The sequence below is a fragment of the Azospirillum agricola genome (assembly GCF_020005195.1).
GTDB classification, from domain to species: domain Bacteria; phylum Pseudomonadota; class Alphaproteobacteria; order Azospirillales; family Azospirillaceae; genus Azospirillum; species Azospirillum agricola.
The window spans coordinates 880,768-905,727 of record NZ_JAIFZR010000002.1; the positions used below are offsets into that span (position 1 = coordinate 880,768).

The window sequence follows — 24,960 nt, forward strand, 5'->3', positions numbered from 1 at the left end:
CTCAGCCCGCCGCCCGCATCTCGGACGGCCGCCCGAGGTAGGAGTGCTGCAGGGCGGGATCGCCGCGCAACGCGTTGCCCGGCCCTTCGGCGCGCACCCGGCCGACCGCCATGACATAGCCGTAGTCGGCGAGTTGCAGGGCCTCGTCGGCGTGCTGTTCGACCAGCAGGATGGTCAGCCCGTCCTTGCGCAGCGTGGCCAGGATCTCGAAGATGCGGTCGACCACCATCGGCGCCAGCCCCAGCGAGGGTTCGTCGAGCAGCAGCAGCTTGGGGTCGGCCATCAGCGCCCGGCCGATCGCCAGCATCTGCTGCTCGCCGCCGCTCATCGTGCCCGACCGCTGGGAGGCGCGCTCCTTCAGGATCGGGAACAGCGACAGCACATAGTCGAGCCGCTGCCGGTAGAGGCTGGCGCTGTCCGGCCGGCCGGCCAGCCGGTGGAAGCCGAGCCGCAGATTCTCATCCACCGTCAGCGGAGTGAAGAGCTGGCGGCCCTCCGGAACCTGGACGATGCCCTGCTCGACGGCATCGGCCGGCTTCAGCGTGGTGATGTTCCGGTCCTCGAACAGGATCGAGCCGGAATTGGCCGACACCAGCCGGGAGATGGTGTTGATCAGCGTCGATTTGCCGGCGCCGTTGGCGCCGACCACCGAGACGATGGTGCCGCGCCGCACCCGGATCGAGACCGAATGCAGCGCGTCCGATCCCTTGTAGCCGGCGCGGAGATTCTCAATGCGCAGCATCCGCCGCCCTCCGTCCCAGATAGGCCGCGATCACCTGTTCGTTCGCCCGCACCCGGTCGGGCCGGTCGTCGGCGATCTTGGTTCCCCGCTCCATCACGACGATCTTGTCGCAGGCGTTCATGATGAAGTCGATGTCGTGCTCGACGACCAGCATGGTCATGCCGGTCTTCTTCAGGCGCATGATCATGTCGGCCAGATTGTTGGTCTCGGCGTCGTTCAGGCCGGCCGCCGGTTCGTCCATCATCAGCAGGGTGGGCTCGCTGGACAGCGCGCGGGCGATGTCGACCAGCCGGAGCTGGCCCAGCGACAGGTGGCCGATGTCGTCGCCCGCCCGATGGGCGAGGCCGACGAAGTTCAGCAGGTCCATCGCATGCCCGCGCGCCTTGCGTTCCTGCGCGGCCAGCGCCCGGCCGGCGAACAGCGAGCGGAGGATGCCGTCCGGGAATTTCGGGTGGAAGCCGAGCAGCACATTCTCCAGCACCGTCAGGCCGCGAAACAGCCGCACGATCTGGAAGGTCCGCGCCATGCCCATCGGGCTGCGGGTGTGGGCCGGCTCCTTCGTCACGCGCCGGCCGCGGAAATAGATCTCGCCGGAGGTCAGCGGGCGCACGCCGGTGATCAGGTCGAACATCGTCGACTTGCCGGCCCCGTTCGGGCCGATCAGTCCTGCGGCCTGGCCGCGCGCGATCTCGAAGGACACGCCGTTGACCGCGACGAGCCCGCCGAATTTCCGCACCGCCGCCTCGGTCTTCAGGATGACCGGATCGGCCTCGGGTGACATGGTGTCCGCCATCATGGTTTCTGCCGTCATGACTGCTCCTTCAGGTCCGGTTGCGCATGGCCGGCCGGCTTGCGGGCGATCCGGCGCCAGTGTGCCGATTCGGCGAGGCCCGACAGGCCGTGCGGCAGGAACAGCAGGAAAAGGATGATGAAGGCGCCGTAGATCAACGTCTCCAGCTCGCCCAGGCTGACCAGGAACTGGGGCATGACCACGACGAAGACCGACCCTACGACCGGCCCGAAACGGGTGCCGAGCCCACCGACCACGGCGACGGTCAGCATGCTGACCAGCACGTGGAATTCGCTCATGCTAGGATCGACCCGCAGGCTGACGATCGAGAAGCAGATCCCGGCCAGCGCCGCCAGCACCGCGGCGAGGACGAAGATGCGCAGCTTGAAGCGGGTGACGTGCACGCCGATCGCCGAGGCTGCCGTCTCGTCGTCGCGGATGGCCTGGAGCGCGCGGCCGACGTGGCTGCGGATGATGAAATCGTGCAGCAGCAGGACGAGGCCGGCGCAGAACAGTACGATGTAGTAAAGCTCGACCCGGTTGGCCGGCGCATCGCCAATCCTCGCGGGCGGAACGGCGAGCCCGGTCGAACCGCCGGTGAAGTCAATCCAGCGGATGACGACACCGTAGAAGATCAGGCCGAAGGCCAGGGTCGCCATGGCGAGATAATGCGTCCGCAGCCGCAGCAGCGGGATGCCGAGCGCCAGCGCCAACACCGCGCAGAGCAGCAGGCTCGCCACGACGGCCGCCGCCGGGGACCATTGCGCGTTGTTCTGCAGCAGCGTGAAGGCATAGGCGCCGATGGCGAAGAAGGTCTGCTGGCCGAGCGATATCTGCCCGGTGAAGCCATAGAGCAGATTGAAGCCCATGCAGAGGATCGCGTAGATCCAGACGAGCATGGCGAGGCGAAGCTGGAAGCCGCCGGTGAGGAGGCAGGGCAGCAACGCGCCGATCGCCAGCACGACCAGCGCGGGGAGCAGGGAGGAGGACCGGGGTGCCGGGGCCATGAGATCAGCGCCTTTCCGCTTCGTAGTCGCCGAGCAGCCCGTAGGGACGGACGAACAGCACGAACAGGATCACCAGGAAGATCGCCGGCTCGGCATAGAGGCTGGTGCCGTAGCCGGCCATCAGCGCTTCCAGCATGCCGATTGCGATGCCGCCGGCGGCGGCGGCGAAGGGGCTGCCGAGCCCGCCGAGGATCGCCGCCATGAAGCCCTTGACCGTCAGCAGCAGCCCCATGCCGATCTGTCCGCCGAGCAGCGGGCCGACGAGAACGCCGGAGATCCCGCTGACGAAGGCGCTGAACAGGAAGCTGAACTGGACGATCCGTTCCGACCGGATGCCCATCAGCAGGGCGACGCGCGGGTTGACGCCGGTCGCCCGGATCGACAGCCCGAACCGCGTGCGGTAGAGGATGTACCAGGTCAACCAGAGGAACACCGCGAAGACGGCGATGATCGCGAGCTGCTGCGGGTTGGTGATCAGCGGGCCGATGGTCATCGGCTCGAGCGAGACGATGGCCGGGACGAACTGCTGGTCGGGTCCCCAGACCAGCAGCGCCGTGCCGTAGATCATGATCGCGGCCCCCAGCGTGCCCATCAGGATGGTCAGCGGCGGGGCGTTCCGCCGCACCATCGGGCGGTAGACGCCGTAGTCCAGCGCGAGCGCCACGACCAGGACGGTGGCCAGCACGGCGAGCAGAGCCGCCGGCCAGGGCAGGGAGGCGGTGACGACGAACAGGATCGCGGTCATCGCGCCCAGCATCACGAAGTCGCCCTGGGCGAAATTGATCACCCGGCTCGACCCGTAGGTGATCGACAGCGACAGCCCGATGAGGCCATAGACGCTGCCGTTGGTGATGCCCGCAAGCAGCAGGTAACCCAGCTTTTCCATGGAAACGCCAATCGGTGAGAATGGGGGAAGCGGGCGTCCCGGTGGGATGGGCCGGGACGCCTTGAATCCGCTTTCGGCAATCCGCCTTCGACAATCCGCCGTCAGCTTTTGGGCTTGAGCTTCTTCATGTCGGGAACGACGAGCTGCTCGCCCTTGCCGGTGACTTCGGTGAAGACGAAGAATCCGCGGTCCGGCACGCCATGGTGCTGGCCGCTGCCAAACTGGTAGGAAACGCCCTGCTGGCCTTGCATGCCCTGGAAATCGCCCAGCCGCTTGGTTGCGTCGCGGATCGCCTTGCGGGCGTCGGCGAGGTTGCCGCCGTCGATCGCCTTCTGCACCTCGGCGTCGGACAGCACCTTCACCGCCAGCGTGGCGGCGTCGTAGCCCTGGGCCGGCGACGGCGAGGGGGCGATCGGCTTGAACTTCGCGTTGTAGTCCTGGAACAGCTTGGCGACTTCCGGCCGAGTGAGGTCGACGGAGGTCGGCACCAGGATGCCGTCGGCGGAATCCGCCGCCAGCTTGCGGAAGGCCGCCATCAGGCCGACGCGCGGCATGATGACGGGGGTCTTGATGCCGAGCTGCCGGATGGTGCGGGCGACGCGGGCGCCGTCGGCCGGGTAGGGGAAGACCAGGATGACGTCGGCCCCCGCCTGGCGCAGGTTGACCACCTGCGGCGCCACGTCCGTGGCGGCGGCGTCGTAGGTCTGGTGGGTGACGATCTGGATGCCCTTGGCCTCCAGCGCCTCGATGGTCGAACGGGCGCCGTCGGTGCCGAACGGCGTGGAGTTGTTGATGACCGCGGCCTTCTTGAAACCGAGATCGATGAGGGCGTCGGCGACCGCGATGCCGTCCTGCGCCGCCTTCGGGCCGAAGCGGAAATGCCAGGTGGCGTTGTCGGTCAGGTTGTTCGCCGCCGCCGACAGCATGTAGTAGGGGATCTGGTTCTGGGTGGCGACCGGGATCATCGCGGCGGCGGGGGCCGACGGGCTGCCCCCGATGATCATCAGCCCCTTGTCGTCCTCGGCGCAGCGCGTGGCGAAGGTCGCGGTGAGCTGCGGATCGGTCTTGCCGTCATAGGCGACGATCTCGATCTTGCGGCCCTTGATGCCGCCCTTCGCGTTCAGCGGCTCGATCACCATGTTGAGGCCGTTGAGGCTTTCGATGCCGACGTCGGCGGCGGCGCCGGACCGGTCGTCGATCGAGCAGATCTTCAGCGGCAGCGGGGCCTGCGCGGACGCGGCGGCGGCGAAGCCGCAGCCCGCCGCCAGGGCCGCGACGCCCGCCAGCAGGCGGGTGCGCGGGGGAATCGATGATGTCCGCGGTTCCTGGTGTTTCATGGTTTCCTCCCGTGTGTGCAGACGAAACGGTCGAGCGGGTTCGTTGCAACGGCGTGGCGCATGTTCGCGCTTCTGATCGTACGGTACTAATATAGTATGCTATATTACTATATTTTCGGACGCAAGCCCCTCGTCAAGAAACGCCCTTCCCGGCGCGACACTCAGCCGGGAAGGGCGGGAACGCCCGCCGCCTGGGCGGCCAGCGCGTCGGCCCCATGCCTGGCGAGGTGAAGGAAGGGGCCGCCAGCATGGGCCGGGAAGACACCGGCGACGGCGCAGGCGACGTCGGCCATTGCACGGTCGCCGATGCCGCCCTCGGCGTCCAGCGTGCCGGCGGCGAGCGCCTGGGCGGCCAGGATCGCGGCTTCCGGCAGCCCGGCCTCCGCCGCGCGCCGTTCGACGTCGGCGAGAGCCGCGAGCAGGGAGCGGGATCCGGCGTGGAGATAGGGGGTGGCACGCAACTGCCGCGCCAGCGCCAGGGCCTTTCCCGGCTCTTCGCCGCCGGCGGTCACGATCTCGACCACGGTCCCATGGTGGGCCGAGCGGCGGACATGGATGCCGGCCGTCCCGCCGATCCGGTCGTCCGCGCTGTCGAGAAGCCGCAGATCGGCCCGCTTCGCCATGGCGTCGCCCGCCGGGGCGATCACCACGTCGGTCTCTCCGGCCTGCGCGGCATCGACCTCGGCGACCTTCGCCACGGCGAGCATGGCGCGGAGGCGCTGGGCACCGGCGCCCTCGCCGGTCACTGCGAAGCGCACCCCGTCGGGTTTCGGGGCTTGAAGAAGGAGCTTGTCGGCCTTCTGGCGGTCGAGGAACAGGACGGTCACCATGTTGCCGGCGACCTCGTTCTGCATCAGGTCGACGAAACGCTCCATCTCGATCTCGCCACCGTCGCGCATCGGTTTGCCGGCGCCTTCGAGCGTGGCGCGGACGATGGCGTCGTAGGCGGGGTACGCCTCCGTCACGGCGTCGGGATGGCCGTAGCGCCGGGTGACCCGGCGGACGACGTCCGGTGCCGCGGGGTCGAAGTCCCCCGTGTCGAGCCGCGGCGGCAGGCGGGAGCCGCCGGGTTTTCCCGCCAGCTTCCGCGCCACCTCGACGGCACGGTCGATCAGGCGGTTGGCGGGGACCAGCTCGTCCATCAGGCCGAGCGCCTTCGCTTCGGCGGGGGAGACCGGCTTGCCGCTGAGCAGCAGCTCCATGCCCTTCTCGAAGCCGACCAGCCGTGGCAGGCGCTGGGTGCCGCCGGCGCCGGGCAGCAAACCCAGCCTGATCTCGGGCAGGCCGAGCTGGATGCGCGGGTCGTCGGCGGCCAGCCGGTAGCGGCAGGCCATCGCCAGCTCCAGCCCGCCGCCCAGCGCCAGCCCGTTGACCGCCGCCACCCAGGGCTTCGCCAGGGATTCGAGCCGGACGAACAGCCGGCCGAGGCGCCCGCAGCGCTCGTGGAGATCGGCGCGGCTGGCGGTCCTCCCCATCTCGGTGAAGCCGCGCACCATGTCGAGATCGGCGCCGGCGAGAAAGGACGGCTTGCCGGAGGTGAGCACGACGGCCTGGATCCCGTCGTCCCGTTCGACCCGCCCGATCAGCGCTTCGAGCTGGTTCATCAACTCCCAGGAAAACACGTTCATGGTCCGGCCGGGCATGTCGAGCACGGCCAGAAGGATCCCGCCGCGCAAGTCCGTGCGGATCATCGCCGGGGAGGAGTCATCGTGGGTTTGGGACATGATCGGAACACCCGTGATGGGGCACGGTCAGCCGTGCATGGTCAGCCCGCCGGACACGCTGATCGTCTGTCCGGTCAGGAAGGCGCCGTCGTCGCTCGCCAGGAAGGCGACCAGTCCGGGATAGTCGTCCGGCTCGCCGATGCGCCCGACGGGAACGGCGCGGACCATGGCGTCCATGATCTTCTTGCCGTTGTCGTCGTTGCCGACCAGCGCGGTCATCGCCGGGGTGTTGGTCGGGCCGGGGCAGACCGTGTTGACCAGCACGTTCTTGCGCGCCAGTTCGCGGGCCAGCGTCTTGGCGAAGGCGATGGTGCCGCCCTTGCAGCCGGAATAGACCGCCTCGCCCGAGGAGCCGACCCGCCCGGCGTCCGAGGCGATGAAGACGACGCGGCCGAAACCACGTTCGGCCATGCCCTTGACGCAGGCGTGGGTGACGTTGAGCGGGCCGTAGAAATTGAGGTCGATCACCTTCTTCCAGAAATCCGGCGTCGTCTTCACGAAGGGAATCGTCATGTCCCAGCCGGCGTTGTTCACCAGGACCGAGACCGGCCCCTGCTTCGCCTCCACCGCGGCGACCGCCGCCTGGACGCCGGCATGGTCGGTGATGTCGCAGCGCTCGTGCACCGCCTTGCCGCCGGCCTCCGCGATCTCCGCCGCGACCTGGGCCGCGGCGTCGGCGTTGATGTCGAGAATGGCGACGGGCATCCCTTCCTGCGCGAGCCGCAGCGCGATCGCACGGCCGATGCCACTGCCCCCGCCCGTCACCAGCGCCGTGCGCCCAACCAAGCCTCGCATAGTCTTCTCCCCGAGGAACGTTATTAGTAAGCTATCGCACTATATAGCACCATACTAACCATGCAACACGCTTTCGGCTGGACGGAGCAAATTCCTGCCGCGGGCCGCGTCTTCGGCGGGAAAAGGTGGACGCGGCTTGGCGCTTGTGCATCCTTGCGCGGAATTCCGAGCAGAGTTGAGGATTCCGATGGCAGAGCCAACGCCTTCCCGGCCGGCGACACGGCGGCTGCCGCGCGACCAGCGGGTCGCCACGATCATGCAGACGGCCCGCGCCGTCCTGCGCGAACGGGGATCGGAGCAGTTCCTGACCGCGGAGGTCGCCGAGCGTTGCGGCATTTCGGAAGGCACGATCTACAAGTATTTCGCGACCAAGCGCGATCTGCTGATCCAGGTCGCCGAATCCTGGTTCGAGGAGTTTCTGACCGAGGAGCTGCCGGCCAACCGGCAACGCCCGGTGCGCGACCGGCTGTTCCACGTGATCTGGAACAGCCTGTCGCTGATCCGCCGCGAGCGGGCGCTGACCCGCTTCGTGCTGATGGAACTGCGCTCCGACCCGAACTACCGCAACATGCGGGTCTATGAGCTGAACCGCCGCATCGCGGCGCGGGTCACGGAGGTGATCGAGGACGGGGTGAAGCGCGGCGATCTGCGCGCCGACATCCCGCTGAAGCTCGTCCGCGACATGATCTTCGGCGGCATCGAGCACCAGACCTGGGCCTATCTGCGGGGCGAGGGCGATTTCTCGGTCGAGGATTCGGCCGAGGGGATCACCGACGTCGTCTTCCGCGGCATCGCCGTCCGGCCGGCGTCCGAGCCCGCCGGCATTGACGCCACCGTGGCGCGTCTGGAAAAGGTCGCGGCGGCGCTGGAGGGCGGGTTGAAGACCCTGTCGGAGTCGCGTTCGGCGTCCTGACCGGAACGGGTCACGCCAGGGTCGCCCGCCCCTGGTCGAGCACGACCCGCTCCCCGACGCTGGCCTGGAAGCGGACGTCGCCGCCGCCGTCCGGACACCACAGGTCGAAATCGAGCCGGTCGCCGGGGGTGACCGGGCCGGCGAACCGCATCGACAGCGCCTTCAGGCCGGCCGGCCGGCCATCCGCGAGCGCCTTCAGCACGACCCAGCCCGCCACGCCATAGGAGGCCAGCCCCTGCAGGATCGGCTTGGCGAAACCGGCGCGCCGGGCGGTCTCCGGCACGATGTGGAGCGGATTCCAATCGCCCGACAGCCGGTAGATCAGCGCCGCGCGCGGCGACAGCGGAAACGGGATCCGCAGGTCGGGGGCGCGGTCGGGCGGGGCGGTCCGGGGCGGGCGCGGCGCCGGTTCCGCCGCGAAGCCGCCGTTGCCGCGCAGCAGCAGCGTCTGTTCCAGGACGCAGCAGCGTTGCCCGGTGCCGGCATCCGCGATCGTGCGCTCCACGACGATCTCTGCGCCGCGCTCCGCCCCGCGATCGATGACGGAGGCCACGCGGGCGGTGCCGACGACCTCGCCCTGCGGCGGCAGCGGAGCCTCGAACCGGGCGCTCTGGGCGACGTGCAGCAGCCGCACCCAGTCGATGCCGAGCGCCGGGTCCTTCACCCACAGGCCCGGCGAGGACAGCGTCACCGCCATGGTCGGCAGCACGGCGAGGCCGGTCTCGAACAGGCAGGCGAGATCCAGGGGATCCATCGGGTCCGTCCCCAGCCCGATCCCCAGCGCGTAGAGGATGGCGTCGCGTTCCGTGTAGCGCTGGCGGATCTCGGGAAAGCGGTGGGCGAGCAGCCCTTCGGCCGAGAACGCCATGGTCAGGCCGGATCCCAGGTGAAGACGTCGCCGGAGCGGTCGAGCGGGTAGAAATCCTTCTCGAACATCGGCAGGACCCGCTCGACGATCGCGTCCGGCGTCCAGCCGTCGGCGGTGTGGGCCGAGCGGATCGGCCGTGGCTGCGAGAACAGGAAGATCTCGTTGTTGCGGACGCCGAAGATCTGGCCGGAGACATGGCGGGCGGCGTCGCCGCACAGCGCGACCACGAAGGGCGCGATCTTTTCCGGCACCAGCTTCTTCAGCCCTTCGACGCGCCGGGCCTGTTCCGGCGTGGTGGCGGGGATCGAGCTGACCATGCGGGTCCAGGCGAAGGGCGCCACCGCGTTGGAGCGCACGTTGAAGCGCTGCATGTCGAGGGCGATCGACTTCGACAAGGCGACGATCCCCAGCTTGGCCGCGGAATAGTTGGCCTGCCCGAAATTGCCGATCAGCCCGGAGGTCGAGGCCATGTGGATGTAGGACCCGCCGTTCTGCGCCTTGAAATGCGGGGCGGCGGCGCGGCTGACGTTGAAGCTGCCCTTGAGGTGGACGGCGATGACCGCGTCGAAATCCTCCTCCTCCATCTTGTGGAACAGCGTGTCGCGCAGGTTGCCGGCGTTGTTCACGACGATGTCGATGCGGCCGAAGGCGTCGAGCGCTTTGCCGACCATCGCGTGGGCGCCGTCCCAGGTGGCGACGCTGTTGCCGTCGGCGACGGCGGCGCCGCCGAACTCCCGGATTTCGGCGACGACCGCCTCGGCGGCCGTCAGGTCCGCCCGGTCGCCGCCTTCCAGCGGCACGCCGAGGTCGTTGACGACCACCGCGGCGCCGGCCCGCGCGAGGTCCAGCGCGATTCCCCGCCCGACGCCGCGCGCCGCGCCGGTGACCAGCGCGACCTTGCCGACGAGGCTTGTGCTGCTCTGCATGATGGGTGTTCCGTTCCGTGATGTCTGTTCAGTAGGATTTCGGCAGGCCGAGCACCTTCTCGGCGATGAAGCTCATGATGAGCTGCTCGGTGACCGGGGCGATGCGGGTCACCGTCACCTCGCGCAGCAGGCGCTCGACGTGATATTCCTTGGCGTAGCCGAAGCCGCCATGGGTCATGACCGATTGCAGGCAGGAGTCGTAGCCGGCGCGGGCGCCGAGGAACTTGGTGGCGTTGGCCTCCGCCCCGCAGGGCCGGCCGGAATCGTAGAGCTTGGCCGCCTGCAACGCCATCAGGTTGGCGGCGGCGAGGGCCATCCAGCGTTCGGCGAGCGGATGCTGGATCCCCTGGTTCTGGCCGATCGGCCGGTCGAAGACGACGCGTTCGCCCGCGTATTTCGCGGCGCGCGCCAGCGCGTCGGTGCCGATGCCGATCGCCTCCATCCCGACCAGGATCCGCTCGGGGTTCAGGCTGTCCAGGATGTAGGAGAAGCCCTTGCCCTCCTCGCCGATCCGGTGCTCGTCGGGGATGAACAGCCGGTCGATGAAGATCGCGTTGGAATCGACCGCCTTGCGGCCCATCTTGGCGATGCGCCGCACCTCGATGTGGTCGCGGTCGAGGTCGGTGTAGAAGATGGTGATGCCGTCGGTCGGCCGCTTGCAGTCCTCGTAGCGGGTGGTGCGGGTCAGCAGCATGATCTTGTTGGCGACCTGCCCGGTCGAGGTCCAGACCTTCTGCCCGTTCACCAGATAGCCGCCGGGAACCTTCTCCGCGAAGGTCTTGATCCGGGTGGTGTTCAACCCGGCGTCCGGTTCGGTGAAGCCGAAGCAGCACTGGTCCCGCCCGGCGACCAGGTTGGGGATCCATCGCTCCTTCTGGGACGGCGTGCCGTGCACGACGATCGGGTGCGGGCCGAACAGGTTGATGTGGACGGCCGACGCCGCCGCCATCGCGCCGCCGTGGGAGGCAACCTCGCGCATCATCAGCGCCGCCTCGGTGACGCCCAGCCCGGACCCGCCATACTCGACCGGCATGGTGATCCCGAGCCAGCCGGCGTCGGCCATCGCCCGGTGGAAATCCTTCGGAAAATCGCCCGATTCATCGTGGTCGAGCCAATACTCGTCGTCGAAGCGGGTCACGACGCTGCGGATGCCGTCGCAGATCATGCGCTGGTCGTCCGTCAGGATGTCGTTGTCGTTGAGAAGCGTCATGGGACCTTCTGCCTTTGGAAAGGGGGTTCGGGCGCGCGGAAGGGGCGGGGAGCGTTCAGCCCGGCTTCCCCAGCATCAGCGCGGCGCGGCGGCAGAAGGCGATCTCCTCGCCATGCTGGTTGAAGCCGCGATGCTCGAAGGTGACGATGCCCTGGCCGGGCCGGCTGGCGCTGCCGCGCACGGCGATCACGGTGGTCTCGGCGCGGATGGTGTCGCCGGCGAAGACCGGTTTCGGGAAACGCACCTCCTCCCAGCCCAGATTGCCGACCGTGGTGCCGAAGGTCGTGTCGTAGACCCCGAGGCCGAGCACCAGCCCCAGCGTGAAGACGCTGTTCATCAGCGGGCGGCCGAACTCGGTCGATTTGGCGTATTCGGCGTCGATGTGGATCGCCGCCGGGTTGCAGGTCAGGCAGGAGAAGGTGATGTTGTCGGCCTCGGTCACCGTCCGCCGGACGGCGTGCGAGAATGTCTGGCCGACCGTGAACTCGTCGAAATACAAACCGCCCACTGAAACCTCCCCGGGGTGGGCCGGCTGTTCAATGCAGCCGGCCGAGAATTGAAACCGCCGTCACGTTGTTGAAGGGCGCGCCGCCGAGATTGTGCGACAGACCGAAATCCACCCGTTGCAACTGCCGCCCGCCGGCCCGCCCGCTGAGCTGGGTGTAGATCTCGTAGGCCATGCGCAGGCCGGACGCGCCGACCGGATGGCCGAAGCATTTCAGCCCGCCGTCGACCTGGCAGGGAACGGCGCCGTCGCGGTCGTAGCGGCCGTCGAGGATGTCGAAGGGGGCGCGCCCCTCCGCCGACAGCCCGAGATCCTCCATCGTCACCAGCTCGGTCACCGAGAAGCAGTCATGCACCTCGGTGATGCCGAGATCGGCGGCCGGATCGCTGATGCCGGCCTCGCGGTAGGCGCGGGCGGCCGCTTCGCGGGTGTTGCGGACGTAGGAGCCGTCCCAGGCGCCGAACTGGCTTTCCCAGCCGTTGCTGGCGCTGAGCTGGATCGCCTTGACGGCGACGGGATCCCGCTTGCCGAGGCCGCGCGCGATGTCCGGCGTGGTGACGATGGCGCAGGCGGCCCCGTCGGAGACGCCGCAGCAGTCGAACAGCCCGAGCGGGTCGGCGATCATCGGCGCGCCGAGGATCGCGTCCATCGTGATCGGCTTGCGCAGATGCGCCCGCGGGTTGTCGACGGCGTTCTGATGGCTCTTCCACGAGACATGGGCCATGGCGCGCTTCAGGTCCGCCGCCGGCAGGCCGTGCCGCGCGACATAGGCGCCGGCCAGCTGCGCGAAGGTTCCCGGCGCCGAGCCGTAGGGCATCCACAGATCGTTGGCGAGGCCCTTGGTCCGCAGCGGCAGCCCGCCGAAGCCGGTGTCCTTCAGCTTCTCCACGCCCAGCGCCACCGCGATGTCGCAGGCCCCGGCGGCGACGGCGTAGACGGCGCCGCGCAGGGCCTCGGTGCCGGTCGCGCACATGTTCTCGACGCGGGTCACCGGGATCGGCGGCAGGCGCAGCGCCGTCGCCAGCGGCAGCGCCGAATTGCCGACGTTGAAGTCGTCGAGCGCGCTGCCGAGCCACGCCGCCCCGATCTGGCGGCGCTCGATGCCGGCGTCGGCCACCGCTTCGAGAAAGGCTTCGACCATCAGCTCTTCCGAGCCCTTGTTCCAATGCTCGCCGAAGACCGTGCAGCCCATGCCGGCGATGACGACGCGGTCGCGGATTCCGTTGGCCATGATCTCAGCCCTCCATCGCCGGGCGCTCGGCCGGGGCGGCTTTCCAGAAATAGGTGCGGAAACCGCGGCGGCGGTCGACCGACTTGATGCGGAAGCGCATGCGGACCGGGTCGCCGACCTCCAGCGGGCCGGGCGGGACGTCGCAGAACTCCATCAGCACGCGGGCGCCGTTGTCGAACTGCACCAGACCGAAATGGAAAGGCGGATCCGGGCAATAATTCAGGCGGTCGGCCGTCACCGACTGGATCCGGGCGGCCGTGTCGGCCAGCCGGACGTCGGTCAGCGGCACGGTCGCGTCGGCTTCCGGCGAGACCGGCAGGCGCGTCTTCGGGAACTGGACGTTGCCGGTCGAATCCCGGCCGCCGACGAAGCCCAGCATGTCGTGGCCGTAGCGTTCCAGCACCGGGCCGGCGGTCTTCTGCTCCAGCTCCGACCGTGGTCCCCAATCGAGGTCGAGGCTGCCGGACAGGCTGAGGAAGCGCAGGTAATCCTTGAAGGCGAGGCCCTGGCGCAGCGCCTGCTCCGCCCCCGACGGGCGGTCCGGCCGGCCGGTCATCTCCAGCACCAGCGCGTCGCAGCCGCTGCCGAAGCCGGCGAGCAGGATCAGGTCGCCGGGCTTCGCGCCGTCGGTCGCCAGCGCCAGCGCGAACAGGGGAAGGGCGGCGCCGAGGTCGCCGGCGGCGGCCTGGACCTTCTCCGCGTAATTCTCCGCCTTCAGCCCGAGCTTGGCGGCGAGCGGCCGGTAGGTGGCCGGCGCCGGTTCCGGAATCACGGCGTGGGTGATCTGTCCGGCCTCGACGCCCGCCGCCCGCAGCGCCGCCCGGATGGTCGGCGCCAGCACGGTGGAAACCGCCGTGTCGCGGACGAAGCGCTCCTCCGCCATGTAGGGCGTCGGATGGTCGCGCGAGCTGTGGAAGTCGATGAAATCATGGTTCTGCGAGGCGTCGCCGCGCAGGCGGGCGAAGCCGTTCGCCGACACCGCCGCCGCCGCCGCGCCGTCGCCCCAGGCGAGCTGCGCCGCGCTGCCGGCCCGCGCCGGCCGCTTCTCGCCCGCCGCGATCAGGGTCTGCCCGTCGTTGCCGCGCAGCGCGCGCAGCAGCGCGCCGACCGCGCAGCGGCGGGAGCCGGCGACGTCGCCGGCCCGGCAGGATGCCGGAAGGCCGAGGGCGGCGGCCATCAGGCCGGCGTGCAGCCGGTCGTGGAAAGGGGCGGAGGTCGAGGCGAACACGACCTCTCCGGGCTCCGGGCCGGACAGGCCGCGCGCCGCCTCGACCGCCATCGTCAGCGCGTCCTCGTCCCAGGACGCCACGCTGCGATGCCCGGCGCGCGCGCCGCCGAGGCCGGACCAGCGCAACGCCGCCGCGGCGGCGGCGCGCTCCAGGCGCAGCATCGGCAGATACGCGCTGAGACTGCTGATTTCTCCCACGGGATTATCCTTCCGTCATCGCTGTGGGCTTAAATTAGCTTGTCAGCTTTAAGTACGCAAGCGTATCATAATCTAGCTGAACAAATCGGCCCGGCCGCAGGACGCTTGATGGCGCGTCGGTTCGGCCGCTTTGATAAACGGGGCAGCCGGCCGCGGATTCTGGCCGACGCGCCGGCCCCTGCGGAATGTTTGGGAGGAATCGAGAATGAGTGCACAGTACGAAGACATTCTGTACGAGGTCCGGGGCCGGGCGGCCTGGATCGTCATCAACCGGCCGAAGGTCTACAACGCGTTCCGCGGCCGCACGGTGGAGGAGCTGATCCAGGCCTTCCAGCGGGCGGGCGAGGATCGCGCGGTTTCCTCGATCGTCCTGACCGGGGCGGGGGAGAAGGCCTTCTGCACCGGCGGCGACCAGTCCTCCCACGACGGCAACTATGATGGCCGCGGCGTGGTCGGCCTGCCGATCGAGGAGTTGCAGGCGATCATCCGCGATGTTCCCAAGCCGGTGATCGCGCGGGTGAACGGCTTCGCCATCGGCGGCGGCAACGTGCTGGCGACGCTGTGCGACCTGACCATCGCGGCGGAACACGCCAAGTTCGCGCAGGTCGGGCCGAAGGTCGGCTCCTTCGACGCCGGCTGGGGAACCGCGCTGCTGGCCCGCCATGTCGGCGACAAGCGGGCCCGCGAGATCTGGTTCCTCAACGAACAGCTCACCGCCGCCCAGGCGATGGATTACGGGCTGGTCAACAAGGTGGTCCCGATGGCGGAGCTGGACGCCGCGGTGACCGTCTGGACCGACACGATCGGCGAACGCTCGCCGACCGCGCTGGCCTTCCTCAAGCGCTCCTTCAACGCGGACACCGATTCCATCCGCGGCATCAGCAACCTGGCGCTCCACGCGGTCAAGCTCTTCTACGCGACGGCCGAATCCAAGGAAGGCGTCAACGCCTTCAACGAAAAGCGGAAGCCGGACTTCCACCAGTTCCTCGACTGAGGAGCCGGGACGCCCCGGGGCGCCGTCGTCCCCGGGGCGTCCGCCCTTCGCCTTTCCAACCTTTCGCGCCAACGGCTCGTGCCGGAGGCCGTGGACCCGGCCGGTCCGCGGCCAACGGGGCGCCGCGCCGGCGTCCGTCCGCAGGGACATGAGGAGAGTGTTATGATCGAGCGCACCCTGTTCCGCGAGGAACATGAGATCTTCCGGCGCAGCGTCCGCAAATTCATGGAACGGGAGATCGTTCCCCATCACGATTCCTGGGAGGAGACCGGCGTGGTCCCGCGGGAGCTGTGGCGGAAGGCCGGCGCCGAGGGGCTGCTGTGCTGCACCGTCCCGGAGGAGTATGGCGGGCTCGGCCTCGACTATCTGTTCGACGTGGTGGTCTTCGAGGAGCTGTGGCGCGTCGGCGCCAGCGGGCCGGGCTTCCTGATCCACACCGATCTGGTGGCGAGCTACATCCTGGGCTTCGGGACGGAGGAGCAGAAGCGGACCTGGCTGCCGAAGATGGTCAGCGGCGAGGCGATCGGCTCGCTCGGCATGACGGAGCCGCACGCCGGCAGCGACCTGAAGGCGATCCGCACGCGGGCCGTGCGCGACGGCGACGATTACGTGATCAACGGCCAGAAGGTCTTCATCTCCAACGGCCAGCTCTGCGACATCATCGTGCTGGCGACCAAGACGGATTCCCAGGGCGGCGCCAAGGGCATCTCGCTGTTCCTGGTCGAGGGAGACCGGCCGGGCTTCAAGCGCGGGCGCAACCTGTCGAAGCTCGGCATGCGGGCGCAGGACACGTCGGAGCTGTTCTTCGAGGACGTCCGGGTTCCCGCCGCCAACCGGCTGGGCGCCGAAGGGCAGGGCTTTCCGATCATGATGACGAAGCTGGCCCAGGAACGGCTGGCCCAGGCGGTCCGCTCCGCCGTGGTGGCGGAGACGGTGATCGACTGGACGGTGGACTACACGGCGAACCGCGAGGCCTTCGGCAAGACCATCGCCGACTTCCAGAACACCCAGTTCAAGCTGGCCGAGCTGAAGACCGAGGCGACGATCGCCCGCGTCTTCACCGACAAATGCATCGAGCTGTTCATGAACGGCCGGCTCGACGCCACCGACGCGGCGATGGCCAAGCTGTGGACCAGCACCCTTCATTGCAAGGTGGTGGACGAGTGCCTCCAGCTTTTCGGCGGCTGGGGTTACATGTGGGAATACCCGATCGCCCGCGCCTACGCCGACGCGCGGATCGTGAAGATCGCCGGCGGCTCGGTCGAGATCATGAAGACGATCATCGCCCGCGAGATGTTCAAGGATCATCTCGGTTCCCGGCGCCGGTCGGAATGAAGACCGGCCCCACCACAGGACAGGAGTGCGGCGCATGCCGTTGACGGTGCGGGCCGCGGTGGCCCATGGACAGAAGCGGCCGCTGGCGGTCGAGAGCCTCCGGCTCGAAGGGCCGCTTGCGGGGGAGGTCCTGGTCGAGATCAGGGCGTCGGGGCTTTGCCATTCCGATCTCAGCCTGTTCGACGGGTCGCGGGCCTGGGACGACTACCCGTTGGTTCCCGGTCACGAAGGGGCCGGCGTGGTGCTGGAGTGCGGTGCCGGCGTGACCTCCGTCGCGCCGGGCGACCATGTGATCCCGGTGGCGATACCGGAATGCGGCGAATGCCCGGCCTGCCGCAGCGCCAGGACCAACCTCTGCGACGATTACTTCAGGCCCCACCCCCGCCGGCCGTTCCAGCTGGACGGGCGGGGGGTCCGCGCCTTCTGCGAGCTGGGCACCTTCGCCAGCCACATCGTGGTGCGCGAAAGCCAGGTCTGCCGCATCCGGCCGGACGCCCCGCTCGATCTGGTCTGCTGCATCGGCTGCGCCGGGGCCACCGGCGTCGGCGCGGCGGTCTTCACCGCGCGGGTCGAGGCGGGAACGACGGTCGTCGTCTTCGGGCTCGGCGGCATCGGCACCAACGTGGTCGAGGGCGCCCGCATCGCCGGGGCCGCCCGCATCATCGGCGTCGACACCAACCCGGCCAAGGAGCGTTCGGCCCGCGCGGCGGGGGTGACCGACTTCGTGAATCCCAAGGCGGTCGCCGGCGACCTCGCCGGCCATCTGCGGGAAATCACCGGCGGTGGCGCCGACTACAGCTTCGAATGCGTCGGCAGCGCCGAGCTGTGGCGGCAGGCGGTCGAATGCACGCGGATCGGCTGGGGGACCGCCGTCATGGTCGGGGTGCCCAACGGCACCGACAGCGTCGGCTTCCGGCCGCGCTCCATCCTGGAGGGGCGGCGGATCCTCGGATCCTACCTCGGCAACGTCAAGACGCGCAGCGAGCTGCCGCAACTGGTGGACTGGTTCATGGAGGGGCGGATTTCGCTGGATCGGCTTGTGTCCCACCGCATCACGCTCGATCAGGTGAACGAGGGGTTCGAGCTGCTGTCGTCCGGCCGGAGCCTGCGCAGCGTCATTCTGTTCTGAAGCGCCGCGCCTCGTCCGGGACGCCGCCCTTGCGGCGCCCCGGCGGGGGGCTCAGCGCGGCGCGATCACGCCCGCGCTTGCCAATTCGTCGATCCGGCTTTCCGGCAGGCCCCAGGCCAGCAGCGCGCCGCGCGTGTCGCCGCGCGGGTCGAGCGGGGCGTTGCGGATCGCCGCGGGGGTGCGGCTGAAGCGCGGGGCCGGGCCGGGTTCGACCATCCCGTCGGTCCGCAGGAAGGTCCCGCGCGCCGCCATGTGCGGATGGGCGGTGCTCTCCAGCAGGTCGAGGACCGGGGACACGCAGGCGTCGCTGTCGGCGAAGACCGCCGTCCATTCCTCGCGCGTCCGGGTCGCGAAGACGGCGGCGAGGCGCTCGCGCAACTCGCCCCAGCGGGCGCGGTCGTTCTGCCTGGGGAGGTCGGCCTGCGCCAGCCCGAGCCGTTCGAGCAGCTCGCCGTAGAAGCGCTTCTCGACGGCGCCGACCGCCATGTGCTTGCCGTCGCGCGTCCGGTAGGTGGTGTAGAAGGGGGAACCGCCGTCGACGGCGTTCGATCCGCGCTCGTCCCGCCAGAAGCCGGCCTGGAGATAGCCGTAATGCATGCTCATCAGGCTGGCGACGCCGTCCACCATCGCCGCGTCGACCACCTGGCCCTGCCCGGAGGATTTCGCCTCGTGCAGCGCCGCGAGCAGCCCCATGGCGAGGTACAGCGCTCCGCCGGCGAAATCGCCGATCAGGTTGAGCGGCACCACCGGATCCCCGTCCTTCGGTCCGACCGCGTTCAGCACGCCGGTCAGCGCGATGTAGTTGATGTCGTGGCCGGCAAGCTGTTTCAGCGGCCCGTCCTGTCCCCAGCCAGTCATCCGCCCATAGACGAGCCGCGGGTTGATCTCCCGGCAGATGTCAGGGCCGAGGCCGAGCCGCTCCATCACGCCGGGCCGGAACCCTTCGATCAGCAGATCGGCGGAGCGCACCAGCTCCTTCACCATCGCCACGCCCTCGGCCGCCTTCAGGTCCACCGCGACGGCGCGCTTGCTGCGATTGGGAAGGTCGAACCGGGCGTCGATGTCGAAGCCGAGGTCGGCCGCGGACAGACGGTCGACGCGGATCACCTCGGCACCGAGATCGGCGAGCAGCATGCCGCAGAAAGGCGCCGGGCCGATGCCCGACATCTCAACGATCCGGACTCCATCAAGCGGTCCCATGCAATTATCCTTTGCTGCCAAGAAAGTTTTTGATACGTATCATACTCTAGCGTACTTTCATATAGCGTTCTAATAATGCCGGCCGCGCTGTGTTGCGCTGCCGGCGGAAACGCCGACGGAAGAAAGGCAGCAAGCATCATGACCGACGCGCAATATCGGAAGCCGGGGCGGCTCGTGGAGAGCGACGATCCGGCGATCATCGCCTTTGCCCGCGACGTGACGGCGGGAGCGCAGGACGAGGCGGCGACCGCTGTCCGCCTGTTCGAGGCGGTGCGCGACCAGATCGCCTACGACCCCTACATGGACCTCTCCGTTCCCGAATCCTATTCAGCCAGCGCGACGCTGGCACGGCGCCGCGGATTCTGCATCGCCAAGGCGGCGCTGCTCGCCGCCTGCGCCCGCGCCGTCGGCATTCCGGCGCGGATCGGTTTCGCCGACGTGCGCAACCATCTGGCCTCGCCGCGCATCGTCAAGGCCAACGGCGGCGACACCTTCCGTTGGCACGCCTACACCGAACTGCTGCTCGACGATGCCTGGGTCAAGGCGACGCCGACCTTCGACCGGGCATTGTGCCAGCGCTGTGGGATCGAGCCACTGGCCTTCGACGGGCGGACCAACGCGATGATGCATCCTTACGACCGCAAGGGGCAGAAGCACATGGAGTATGTGCGGGACCGCGGCGTCCATGCTGAGGTCCCGCTGGAAGCGGTGATGACCACGTTGCGGGCCGAGAGCCCCGGCCTCTTCGAGCAGAGCTGGCTGGCTGGCGCGAAGCCCTTCGTCGCCGAGGTGCAGGCGGCGGAGTAGCGGCGGCCATGAAGCCGGCGGGCTGGGCCGGGATCGCCGCGGGCGGCGTCGCGGCGCTGTCCTGGTCGATCTACAACGTCGCGGCGAAGTTGGGCGCCGCCCAAGGATTCCAGCCGCAGGATCTGATGCTGGCCCGTTTCGCCGGGGCCGGTCTGCTGATGCTGCCCGTCCTGCTGCGCTACGGCCTGCGTGACCTCGGCGGCGTCGGCTGGGGGCGGGCGGTAATCCTGACCGTGCTGATCGGGCCGTTGTTCGGCTTCCTGGTCGGCGTCGGCTTCGTGCTGGCGCCGCTGGCCCACGGGCTGGTCGTCGGTCCGTCGACGACGATGATCGCGACGTCGCTCTTCGCCTGCTGGTTCACCGGGGAACCGATCAGTCGGCAACGGGTGTTCGGCATCGCAATCCTCGTCGGCGGCCTGCTGGTTCTGGCTGCGGAAGGAGCGGCGGAAGGGGGCGGCGGAGCGATGGGCGGCATGGTTCTGGTCGGCGATCTGGCCTTCATGGCGTCAGCCTGTCTGTGGGCCGGCTTTACCCTGCTGATCGGCCGCTGGGGCATCGATCCCCTGCGCGGCACGGCGGCGGTCAGCGTGCTGGCGATGGCGGTGGTGATTCCCCTCCACGCCACGCTGTTCGAGATGCCGCCGGTTTCGCTCGCCCAATGGGTCAGCCAGGCGGCGTTCCAGGGCGGCCTTGGCGGCTGCGTCGCCGTGCTGGCGTTCGGCATCGCGGTCAGGCGGCTGGGGCCGGCGCGCGCCGGCCTGTTCCCCAGCATGGTGCCGCCGCTGGGGATTCTCGTCTCCATACCGATCCTGGGACATCTCCCCGGCGCCGGGCAGGTCGCCGGGGTGGCATTGGCCAGCCTAGGGCTGATGGTCGGCCTGGGAGGCTTTCCATCGTTCAGAAAGGAGAAGGCGACATGACCGGCCGGAGCTTCGACGATTGCCTGTCGTTTGCGGTCGCCGCTATGCCCGACAAGCTGGCGATTGTCGCCGACCGCCAGGGTGGGCAGCAGCGCCTGACCTACTCCGAACTGGCCGACCAGGTGGCACGGGCGGCGGCGGCGCTGCATGGCATGGGACTTGGGAAGGGCGACATCGTTGCGGTCCAGCTTCCCAACTGGTGGGAATTCGTCGTTCTGGCGCTCGCTTGCGGACGTGTCGGCGCGGTCGTCAACCCGCTGATGCCGATCTTCCGGGAGCGCGAGCTGCGCTATATGCTCGGTTTCGCCGAAGCGAAGCTGCTGGTGGTGCCGAGATCGTTCCGCGGCTTCGATCATGCGGCGATGGCAATAGCGCTGAAGGCGGAGCTTCCGGCTTTGCGCGACGTGGTGGTGGTCGGCGGAGACGGCCCTGATTCCTTCAGCCGGCGTATCCTCGGTGGAAGCGATCGGCTGGAAGCGCCTCCTCCGGATGGTGCGGCGTTGCGTCCGGATGAGCTTGCCGTCCTGATGTACACGTCGGGCACGACCGGGGCGCCGAAGGGCGCCATGCACAGCACCGACACGCTGATGACCTGTGCAAACAATCTGGCCGGGCGCTTCGCTCTCGATTTGAACGACGTGTTGCTGGTCTGTTCGCCGCTTGGCCACATGACCGGCTATGCGGCGGGCGTCATGCTCGCGATTCGGCTTGGGGCGACGATGGTGCTGCAGGATGTGTGGGACGCCCGCCGCGCCGTCGCCTTGATGGCCGCCGAAGGGGTGACCCAGGCGGGAGGACCGACGCCCTTCCTGTCCGACCTGTGCGAGGCGGTCGCGGCCGGAGCGCCGATGCCTGCGGCCCTGCGCCTGTTTCTCTGCGCTGGCGCGCCGATTCCGCCGGTTCTGATCGAACGGGCGATGCGCGATCTCGACGTGACGGTCTGTTCGGTCTGGGGCATGACGGAATCCCTGGCCGGCACGATGACCGAACCGGCCAGGGCCTTCGAGAAATCGGCGACGACCGATGGCCGCCCCCTTGATGGCATGGAGGTGCGGGTCGTCGATGATGGCGGCAACCCGCTGCCGGTCGGCGCGACCGGCCGTCTGCTGGTGCGTGGTGCGCAGATGTTCCTCGGCTATTACCGGCGTCCGGACCTGCAGGCGTTCGATGCCGGAGGCTGGTTTGACACCGGTGACCTCGCCCGTATGGACGGAGACGGATACATCCGGATCGACGGCCGCACCAAGGATGTGGTGATTCGCGGGGGTGAGAACATCCCCGTCGCGGAGATCGAGGCTTTGCTCTACCGGCACCCGGCGGTGTCGGTGGCGGCGCTGGTCGGCTATCCCGACGATCGGCTGGGCGAGCGCGCCTGCGCCTTCGTGGTGCTTCGCGCCGGGCATGCGCTGGACCTCGCCGCGGTCCGAGACCACATGGCTGCCTGCAAAGTCGCCAAGCAGTACTGGCCCGAGCGGGTCGAGATTCTCGATGACCTGCCGCGCACCCCGACGGGGAAGGTGCAGAAATTTCTTCTGCGCGATTGGGCGACGCGGCCCGGCAACGCGGCTGCAAGCGTCTGAGCGGTCCGGCGCCCGGACCGGGCCGTCCCGCCGAACATGCGGCTTGACACTCCGAACAGTCAGCTATCAATATAATACAATAGCGTACTATATGGCGACGCTCAAACGCTGCCGGACCGCTCCGGATGCTGCCGCGCGGATACCGGCGGGTGCCGGAGGAATGCCCGATGAGTCTTGAATCGTTGAAGTTTTCCCTGGAGGACGGGGTGGCCCGCATCACGCTGGCGCAACCGGACCGGGGCAACCCGCTCGACGCCGCCCTCTGCTGGGATCTCCGCCGCGTCGCGGAGGATTGCGCGCAACGCTCCAACCTGCGGGCCGTCCTGATCGACGCGGAAGGCCGTTATTTCAGCGTCGGCGGCGACCTGAAGCTGCTGACGCGCGATCGCGGCGCCATGCCCGCGCTGGTCGCCGGGATGCTGGCCGACCTCGGCGCGGCGGTGTCGATTCTGGCGCGGCTCGACGCGCCGGCCGTCGCCTGCGTGCACGGCCTCGCCGCTGGCGGCGCGGTCGGGTTGCTGTCCGGCTGCGACTTCGTGCTGGCGGGGCCGGAGGTGCGGTTCGTGGCGGCCTTCGGCGGCATCGGCGTCACCGGCGACACCGGTTGCTCCTACCACCTGCCGCGACGGGTCGGCATGCGCCGGGCGACCGAGTTCCTGCTGCTGAACGAGAGTTGGGACGCGCCGACGGCGTTCGAGCACGGGCTGGTCAACCGGATCGTGCCGGCCGACGCGCTGGCGGACGAGGCCCTGCGGCTGGCGCGGACCCTGGCCGGGGGGCCGACGCGCGGCCATGGCGAGACCCGGCGCCTGCTTGGCCGCAGCCTGTCGAACACGCTCGACGAGCAGCTGGCGCTGGAGGCGGCGGCGATCGGCCGGCTGTTGCGCACGGATGATTCCTGGAACGCGATGCAGGCGGTGCTGGCCAAGCGCCAGCCCCACTTCGAAGGACGGTGACGGTCGTGACGACGGACGAATCCCCTCTGATCGTCAGGATCCAGGACTCCTGTGCGATCCTGATTATGAACCGGCCGGAGGCGATGAACGCGCTGTCCGGCGCCCTGCGGCGGCGGCTGATCGCGGCGCTGGCGGACCTCGATCACGACGACGCCGTGCGCGTGGTGATTCTCACCGGGGCCGGCAAGGCCTTCACCGCCGGCCTCGACCTCAAGGAGCTGGCGGGATCCGGCACGGACGTCAGCGCCAACGTCGATGCGGAGAACGTCGTCGCCGCGATCGAACGCTTTTCGAAGCCGCTGATCGCGGCGGTGAACGGGGTGGCGGTCACCGGAGGTGTCGAGATCATCCTCGCCTGCGACATCATCCTGGCGTCGGAGGCGGCGAGTTTCGCCGACACCCATGTCCGGGTCGGGCTGACCCCCGGCTGGGGGCTGTCGCAGCGGCTGAGCCGGCTGATCGGCGTGCACCGGGCGAAGGAGCTGTCCTTCACCGCAAGGCGCTTCTCGGCGCGGGAGGCCGAGGCCTGGGGGCTGGTGAACCACGTCCATCCCGCCGGGGATCTGATGCCGGAAGCCTTGGCGCTCGCCCGGTCGATCGCGCAATGGTCCCCCGACGCGGTGCGGGCGATGAAGGCGATCATCGACCGCGGCCTCGCCATGCCGCTCGGGCAGGCGCTGGCGATGGAGGCCGCGACGGCGAGCCGGGAGAACGCCCGCGTCGCCATGTCCGCCTCGGTGCTTCCCGGCCGGACGGCCTGAGCACAGCCCCTTTTCAAATCCGGAGTCCGGAGCATGTTCGAGAACATATTGTCTGGTAAGCGCATCCTGGTCACTGGCGGCGGGACCGGCCTGGGCCGGGAGATGGCCCACGGCTTCGCGGCGCAGGGCGCGCATGTCTATCTCTGCGGCCGGCGGCCGGAGGTGCTGGCCGCGGCGGCGGAGGAGATCGACGCGCGGGGCGGGCGGGCCGACATCGTGGTCGCCAACGTGCGCGACCCGGCCAGCGTCGAGGCGGCGGTCGCCACGGTCTGGGAATCCGGGCCGCTGACCGGCGTCGTCAACAACGCCGGCGCCAACTTCATCAGCCCGACCACCGACATCTCACCGCGCGGCTACGAGGCGATCCGCTCGACGATCATGGACGGGTCCTTCTTCGTCACCCAGGCCTGCGGCCGGCGCTGGATCGAGGCCGGGCTTCCCGGATCGGTGGTCAGCAACCTGGTGACCTGGGTGTGGACCGGCTCGGCCTACGTCGTCCCGGCGGCGATGGCCAAGGCGGCGGTGCACGCGATGACCATGTCGCTGGCGGTGGAATGGGGACCGCACCGCATCCGCGTCAACGCCGTGGCCCCCGGCCCCTTCCCGACCGAGAACGCCTGGGCGAAGCTCAACCCGCTGGGCGAGGTCAAGGTCGGCGCCACCGAGGCCGACCAGATTCCGCTGCGCCGGCACGGCCGGATGGACGAGTTGCGCAACCTGCTGGTCTTCCTGATGGCGGACGGCTGCGACTACCTGACCGGCCAGACCATCGGCATCGACGGCGGCCATCATCTCGCCGCCCCCAGCACCTTCGCCGGCCTGTCCGCCATGGGCGCCGACGACTGGAAGCGCGCGCGCGACGCCATCGCCGCGTCGGTGACGCGCGAGAAGGCCGGGCGCCAGGCGTAGCGCTGGAAG

The 24,960-nt window shown here is 69.3% G+C and carries 24 protein-coding genes; 10 read left to right on the forward strand and 14 right to left on the reverse strand.

Annotation, left to right across the window (positions count from 1 at the left end; all coding sequences use genetic code 11):
• Position 1: 1 nt before the first annotated feature.
• The 7 genes from JN22_RS06845 to JN22_RS06875 all read right to left on the reverse strand — a co-directional run bounded on the left by JN22_RS06845 (position 2) and on the right by JN22_RS06875 (position 7,281).
• Positions 2-742, reverse strand: coding sequence for an ABC transporter ATP-binding protein (locus JN22_RS06845; RefSeq protein ID WP_085553175.1), 741 nt, complete (start codon positions 740-742; stop codon positions 2-4).
• The gene (locus JN22_RS06850; RefSeq protein WP_143268206.1) at positions 729-1,553 is read right to left on the reverse strand and encodes an ABC transporter ATP-binding protein; all 825 of its coding nucleotides are present in this window, start codon (positions 1,551-1,553) and stop codon (positions 729-731) included. The genes JN22_RS06845 and JN22_RS06850 overlap by 14 nt, the downstream gene beginning before the upstream one ends.
• Positions 1,550-2,539 (reverse strand): branched-chain amino acid ABC transporter permease, encoded by a 990-nt coding sequence (locus JN22_RS06855; RefSeq protein ID WP_085553177.1) that lies wholly within the window; start codon positions 2,537-2,539, stop codon positions 1,550-1,552. Before JN22_RS06855 ends, JN22_RS06850 begins: the two co-directional genes overlap by 4 nt.
• Positions 2,540-2,543: 4 nt before the next feature.
• Complete coding sequence (locus JN22_RS06860; protein WP_085553178.1) at positions 2,544-3,425, reverse strand: branched-chain amino acid ABC transporter permease; 882 nt, start codon at positions 3,423-3,425, stop codon at positions 2,544-2,546.
• A 101-nt stretch (positions 3,426-3,526) separates the two neighbouring features.
• Positions 3,527-4,762: an ABC transporter substrate-binding protein gene (locus JN22_RS06865; RefSeq protein WP_085553179.1), complete on the reverse strand. Its 1,236-nt coding sequence runs from the start codon at positions 4,760-4,762 to the stop codon at positions 3,527-3,529.
• A 161-nt stretch (positions 4,763-4,923) separates the two neighbouring features.
• Positions 4,924-6,486 (reverse strand): enoyl-CoA hydratase-related protein, encoded by a 1,563-nt coding sequence (locus JN22_RS06870; protein ID WP_085553180.1) that lies wholly within the window; start codon positions 6,484-6,486, stop codon positions 4,924-4,926.
• 27 nt (positions 6,487-6,513) lie between these two features.
• Positions 6,514-7,281 carry an SDR family oxidoreductase gene (locus tag JN22_RS06875; RefSeq protein ID WP_085553181.1) on the reverse strand — a complete coding sequence of 256 codons (768 nt, stop codon included), beginning with the start codon at positions 7,279-7,281 and terminating at the stop codon, positions 6,514-6,516.
• A 187-nt stretch (positions 7,282-7,468) separates the two neighbouring features.
• Between JN22_RS06875 and JN22_RS06880 the strand changes: the two genes are divergently transcribed.
• Positions 7,469-8,194: a TetR/AcrR family transcriptional regulator gene (locus tag JN22_RS06880; RefSeq protein WP_085553182.1), complete on the forward strand. Its 726-nt coding sequence runs from the start codon at positions 7,469-7,471 to the stop codon at positions 8,192-8,194.
• A 10-nt stretch (positions 8,195-8,204) separates the two neighbouring features.
• Here the strand turns inward: JN22_RS06880 and JN22_RS06885 are convergent, their stop codons facing one another.
• The 6 genes from JN22_RS06885 to JN22_RS35170 are packed head-to-tail and all read right to left on the reverse strand — an operon-like array spanning position 8,205 to position 14,360.
• The gene (locus tag JN22_RS06885; protein WP_085553183.1) at positions 8,205-9,062 is read right to left on the reverse strand and encodes a MaoC/PaaZ C-terminal domain-containing protein; all 858 of its coding nucleotides are present in this window, start codon (positions 9,060-9,062) and stop codon (positions 8,205-8,207) included.
• A gap of 2 nt (positions 9,063-9,064) precedes the next feature.
• Complete coding sequence (locus tag JN22_RS06890; protein ID WP_085553184.1) at positions 9,065-9,988, reverse strand: SDR family NAD(P)-dependent oxidoreductase; 924 nt, start codon at positions 9,986-9,988, stop codon at positions 9,065-9,067.
• Between the two features lie 28 nt (positions 9,989-10,016).
• On the reverse strand, positions 10,017-11,198 hold the full coding sequence (locus tag JN22_RS06895) for an acyl-CoA dehydrogenase family protein (RefSeq protein WP_085553185.1): 1,182 nt from the start codon (positions 11,196-11,198) through the stop codon (positions 10,017-10,019).
• A gap of 55 nt (positions 11,199-11,253) precedes the next feature.
• Complete coding sequence (locus JN22_RS06900) at positions 11,254-11,706, reverse strand: MaoC family dehydratase (RefSeq protein ID WP_085553186.1); 453 nt, start codon at positions 11,704-11,706, stop codon at positions 11,254-11,256.
• A gap of 28 nt (positions 11,707-11,734) precedes the next feature.
• Positions 11,735-12,934: an acetyl-CoA acetyltransferase gene (locus JN22_RS06905; RefSeq protein ID WP_085553187.1), complete on the reverse strand. Its 1,200-nt coding sequence runs from the start codon at positions 12,932-12,934 to the stop codon at positions 11,735-11,737.
• Between the two features lie 4 nt (positions 12,935-12,938).
• A complete protein-coding gene (locus JN22_RS35170) occupies positions 12,939-14,360 on the reverse strand; it encodes an OB-fold domain-containing protein (protein ID WP_143268168.1) in 1,422 nt (473 codons plus the stop codon).
• A 205-nt stretch (positions 14,361-14,565) separates the two neighbouring features.
• On the opposite strand from JN22_RS35170, the gene JN22_RS06915 reads away from it, so the two are divergent.
• The 3 genes from JN22_RS06915 to JN22_RS06925 all read left to right on the forward strand — a co-directional run bounded on the left by JN22_RS06915 (position 14,566) and on the right by JN22_RS06925 (position 17,818).
• Complete coding sequence (locus JN22_RS06915; RefSeq protein WP_085553189.1) at positions 14,566-15,354, forward strand: enoyl-CoA hydratase-related protein; 789 nt, start codon at positions 14,566-14,568, stop codon at positions 15,352-15,354.
• 162 nt (positions 15,355-15,516) lie between these two features.
• Positions 15,517-16,689 carry an acyl-CoA dehydrogenase family protein gene (locus JN22_RS06920; protein WP_085553190.1) on the forward strand — a complete coding sequence of 391 codons (1,173 nt, stop codon included), beginning with the start codon at positions 15,517-15,519 and terminating at the stop codon, positions 16,687-16,689.
• A 34-nt stretch (positions 16,690-16,723) separates the two neighbouring features.
• The gene (locus JN22_RS06925) at positions 16,724-17,818 is read left to right on the forward strand and encodes a zinc-binding dehydrogenase (RefSeq protein ID WP_211099587.1); all 1,095 of its coding nucleotides are present in this window, start codon (positions 16,724-16,726) and stop codon (positions 17,816-17,818) included.
• A gap of 51 nt (positions 17,819-17,869) precedes the next feature.
• Here JN22_RS06925 and JN22_RS06930 read toward each other — a convergent pair whose 3' ends face one another.
• Positions 17,870-19,018: a CaiB/BaiF CoA transferase family protein gene (locus tag JN22_RS06930; RefSeq protein WP_085553191.1), complete on the reverse strand. Its 1,149-nt coding sequence runs from the start codon at positions 19,016-19,018 to the stop codon at positions 17,870-17,872.
• A gap of 138 nt (positions 19,019-19,156) precedes the next feature.
• On the opposite strand from JN22_RS06930, the gene JN22_RS06935 reads away from it, so the two are divergent.
• The 6 genes from JN22_RS06935 to JN22_RS06960 all read left to right on the forward strand — a co-directional run bounded on the left by JN22_RS06935 (position 19,157) and on the right by JN22_RS06960 (position 24,951).
• A complete protein-coding gene (locus JN22_RS06935; RefSeq protein WP_085553192.1) occupies positions 19,157-19,825 on the forward strand; it encodes a transglutaminase-like domain-containing protein in 669 nt (222 codons plus the stop codon).
• Positions 19,826-19,833: 8 nt separating this feature from the next.
• A complete protein-coding gene (locus JN22_RS06940; RefSeq protein WP_085553193.1) occupies positions 19,834-20,745 on the forward strand; it encodes a DMT family transporter in 912 nt (303 codons plus the stop codon).
• Positions 20,742-22,325 carry an AMP-binding protein gene (locus tag JN22_RS06945; protein WP_085553194.1) on the forward strand — a complete coding sequence of 528 codons (1,584 nt, stop codon included), beginning with the start codon at positions 20,742-20,744 and terminating at the stop codon, positions 22,323-22,325. The genes JN22_RS06940 and JN22_RS06945 overlap by 4 nt, the downstream gene beginning before the upstream one ends.
• Before the next feature lie 167 nt (positions 22,326-22,492).
• On the forward strand, positions 22,493-23,281 hold the full coding sequence (locus JN22_RS06950) for an enoyl-CoA hydratase/isomerase family protein (protein ID WP_179166064.1): 789 nt from the start codon (positions 22,493-22,495) through the stop codon (positions 23,279-23,281).
• A 5-nt stretch (positions 23,282-23,286) separates the two neighbouring features.
• Positions 23,287-24,042, forward strand: coding sequence for an enoyl-CoA hydratase (locus tag JN22_RS06955; RefSeq protein WP_211099588.1), 756 nt, complete (start codon positions 23,287-23,289; stop codon positions 24,040-24,042).
• 33 nt (positions 24,043-24,075) lie between these two features.
• Positions 24,076-24,951 carry an SDR family oxidoreductase gene (locus tag JN22_RS06960; RefSeq protein ID WP_085553196.1) on the forward strand — a complete coding sequence of 292 codons (876 nt, stop codon included), beginning with the start codon at positions 24,076-24,078 and terminating at the stop codon, positions 24,949-24,951.
• The last annotated feature ends 9 nt before the right edge of the window (positions 24,952-24,960 follow it).

Excerpts from the sequence above, each read along its gene's own strand:
- JN22_RS06875 (WP_085553181.1), bottom strand. The coding sequence starts at position 7,281 with ATGCGAGGCTTGGTTGGGCGCACGGCGCTGGTGACGGGCGGGGGCAGT.
- JN22_RS06890 (WP_085553184.1), bottom strand. The coding sequence starts at position 9,988 with ATGCAGAGCAGCACAAGCCTCGTCGGCAAGGTCGCGCTGGTCACCGGC.
- JN22_RS06895 (WP_085553185.1), bottom strand. The coding sequence starts at position 11,198 with ATGACGCTTCTCAACGACAACGACATCCTGACGGACGACCAGCGCATG.
- JN22_RS06950 (WP_179166064.1), top strand. The coding sequence starts at position 22,493 with ATGAGTCTTGAATCGTTGAAGTTTTCCCTGGAGGACGGGGTGGCCCGC.
- JN22_RS06925 (WP_211099587.1), top strand. The coding sequence starts at position 16,724 with ATGCCGTTGACGGTGCGGGCCGCGGTGGCCCATGGACAGAAGCGGCCG.
- JN22_RS06940 (WP_085553193.1), top strand. The coding sequence starts at position 19,834 with ATGAAGCCGGCGGGCTGGGCCGGGATCGCCGCGGGCGGCGTCGCGGCG.
- JN22_RS06845 (WP_085553175.1), bottom strand. The coding sequence starts at position 742 with ATGCTGCGCATTGAGAATCTCCGCGCCGGCTACAAGGGATCGGACGCG.
- JN22_RS06850 (WP_143268206.1), bottom strand. The coding sequence starts at position 1,553 with ATGACGGCAGAAACCATGATGGCGGACACCATGTCACCCGAGGCCGAT.
- JN22_RS06885 (WP_085553183.1), bottom strand. The coding sequence starts at position 9,062 with ATGGCGTTCTCGGCCGAAGGGCTGCTCGCCCACCGCTTTCCCGAGATC.
- JN22_RS06915 (WP_085553189.1), top strand. The coding sequence starts at position 14,566 with ATGAGTGCACAGTACGAAGACATTCTGTACGAGGTCCGGGGCCGGGCG.
- JN22_RS06935 (WP_085553192.1), top strand. The coding sequence starts at position 19,157 with ATGACCGACGCGCAATATCGGAAGCCGGGGCGGCTCGTGGAGAGCGAC.
- JN22_RS06930 (WP_085553191.1), bottom strand. The coding sequence starts at position 19,018 with ATGGGACCGCTTGATGGAGTCCGGATCGTTGAGATGTCGGGCATCGGC.
- JN22_RS06870 (WP_085553180.1), bottom strand. The coding sequence starts at position 6,486 with ATGTCCCAAACCCACGATGACTCCTCCCCGGCGATGATCCGCACGGAC.
- JN22_RS06960 (WP_085553196.1), top strand. The coding sequence starts at position 24,076 with ATGTTCGAGAACATATTGTCTGGTAAGCGCATCCTGGTCACTGGCGGC.
- JN22_RS06905 (WP_085553187.1), bottom strand. The coding sequence starts at position 12,934 with ATGGCCAACGGAATCCGCGACCGCGTCGTCATCGCCGGCATGGGCTGC.
- JN22_RS06860 (WP_085553178.1), bottom strand. The coding sequence starts at position 3,425 with ATGGAAAAGCTGGGTTACCTGCTGCTTGCGGGCATCACCAACGGCAGC.
- JN22_RS06865 (WP_085553179.1), bottom strand. The coding sequence starts at position 4,762 with ATGAAACACCAGGAACCGCGGACATCATCGATTCCCCCGCGCACCCGC.
- JN22_RS06855 (WP_085553177.1), bottom strand. The coding sequence starts at position 2,539 with ATGGCCCCGGCACCCCGGTCCTCCTCCCTGCTCCCCGCGCTGGTCGTG.
- JN22_RS06945 (WP_085553194.1), top strand. The coding sequence starts at position 20,742 with ATGACCGGCCGGAGCTTCGACGATTGCCTGTCGTTTGCGGTCGCCGCT.
- JN22_RS06880 (WP_085553182.1), top strand. The coding sequence starts at position 7,469 with ATGGCAGAGCCAACGCCTTCCCGGCCGGCGACACGGCGGCTGCCGCGC.
- JN22_RS06920 (WP_085553190.1), top strand. The coding sequence starts at position 15,517 with ATGATCGAGCGCACCCTGTTCCGCGAGGAACATGAGATCTTCCGGCGC.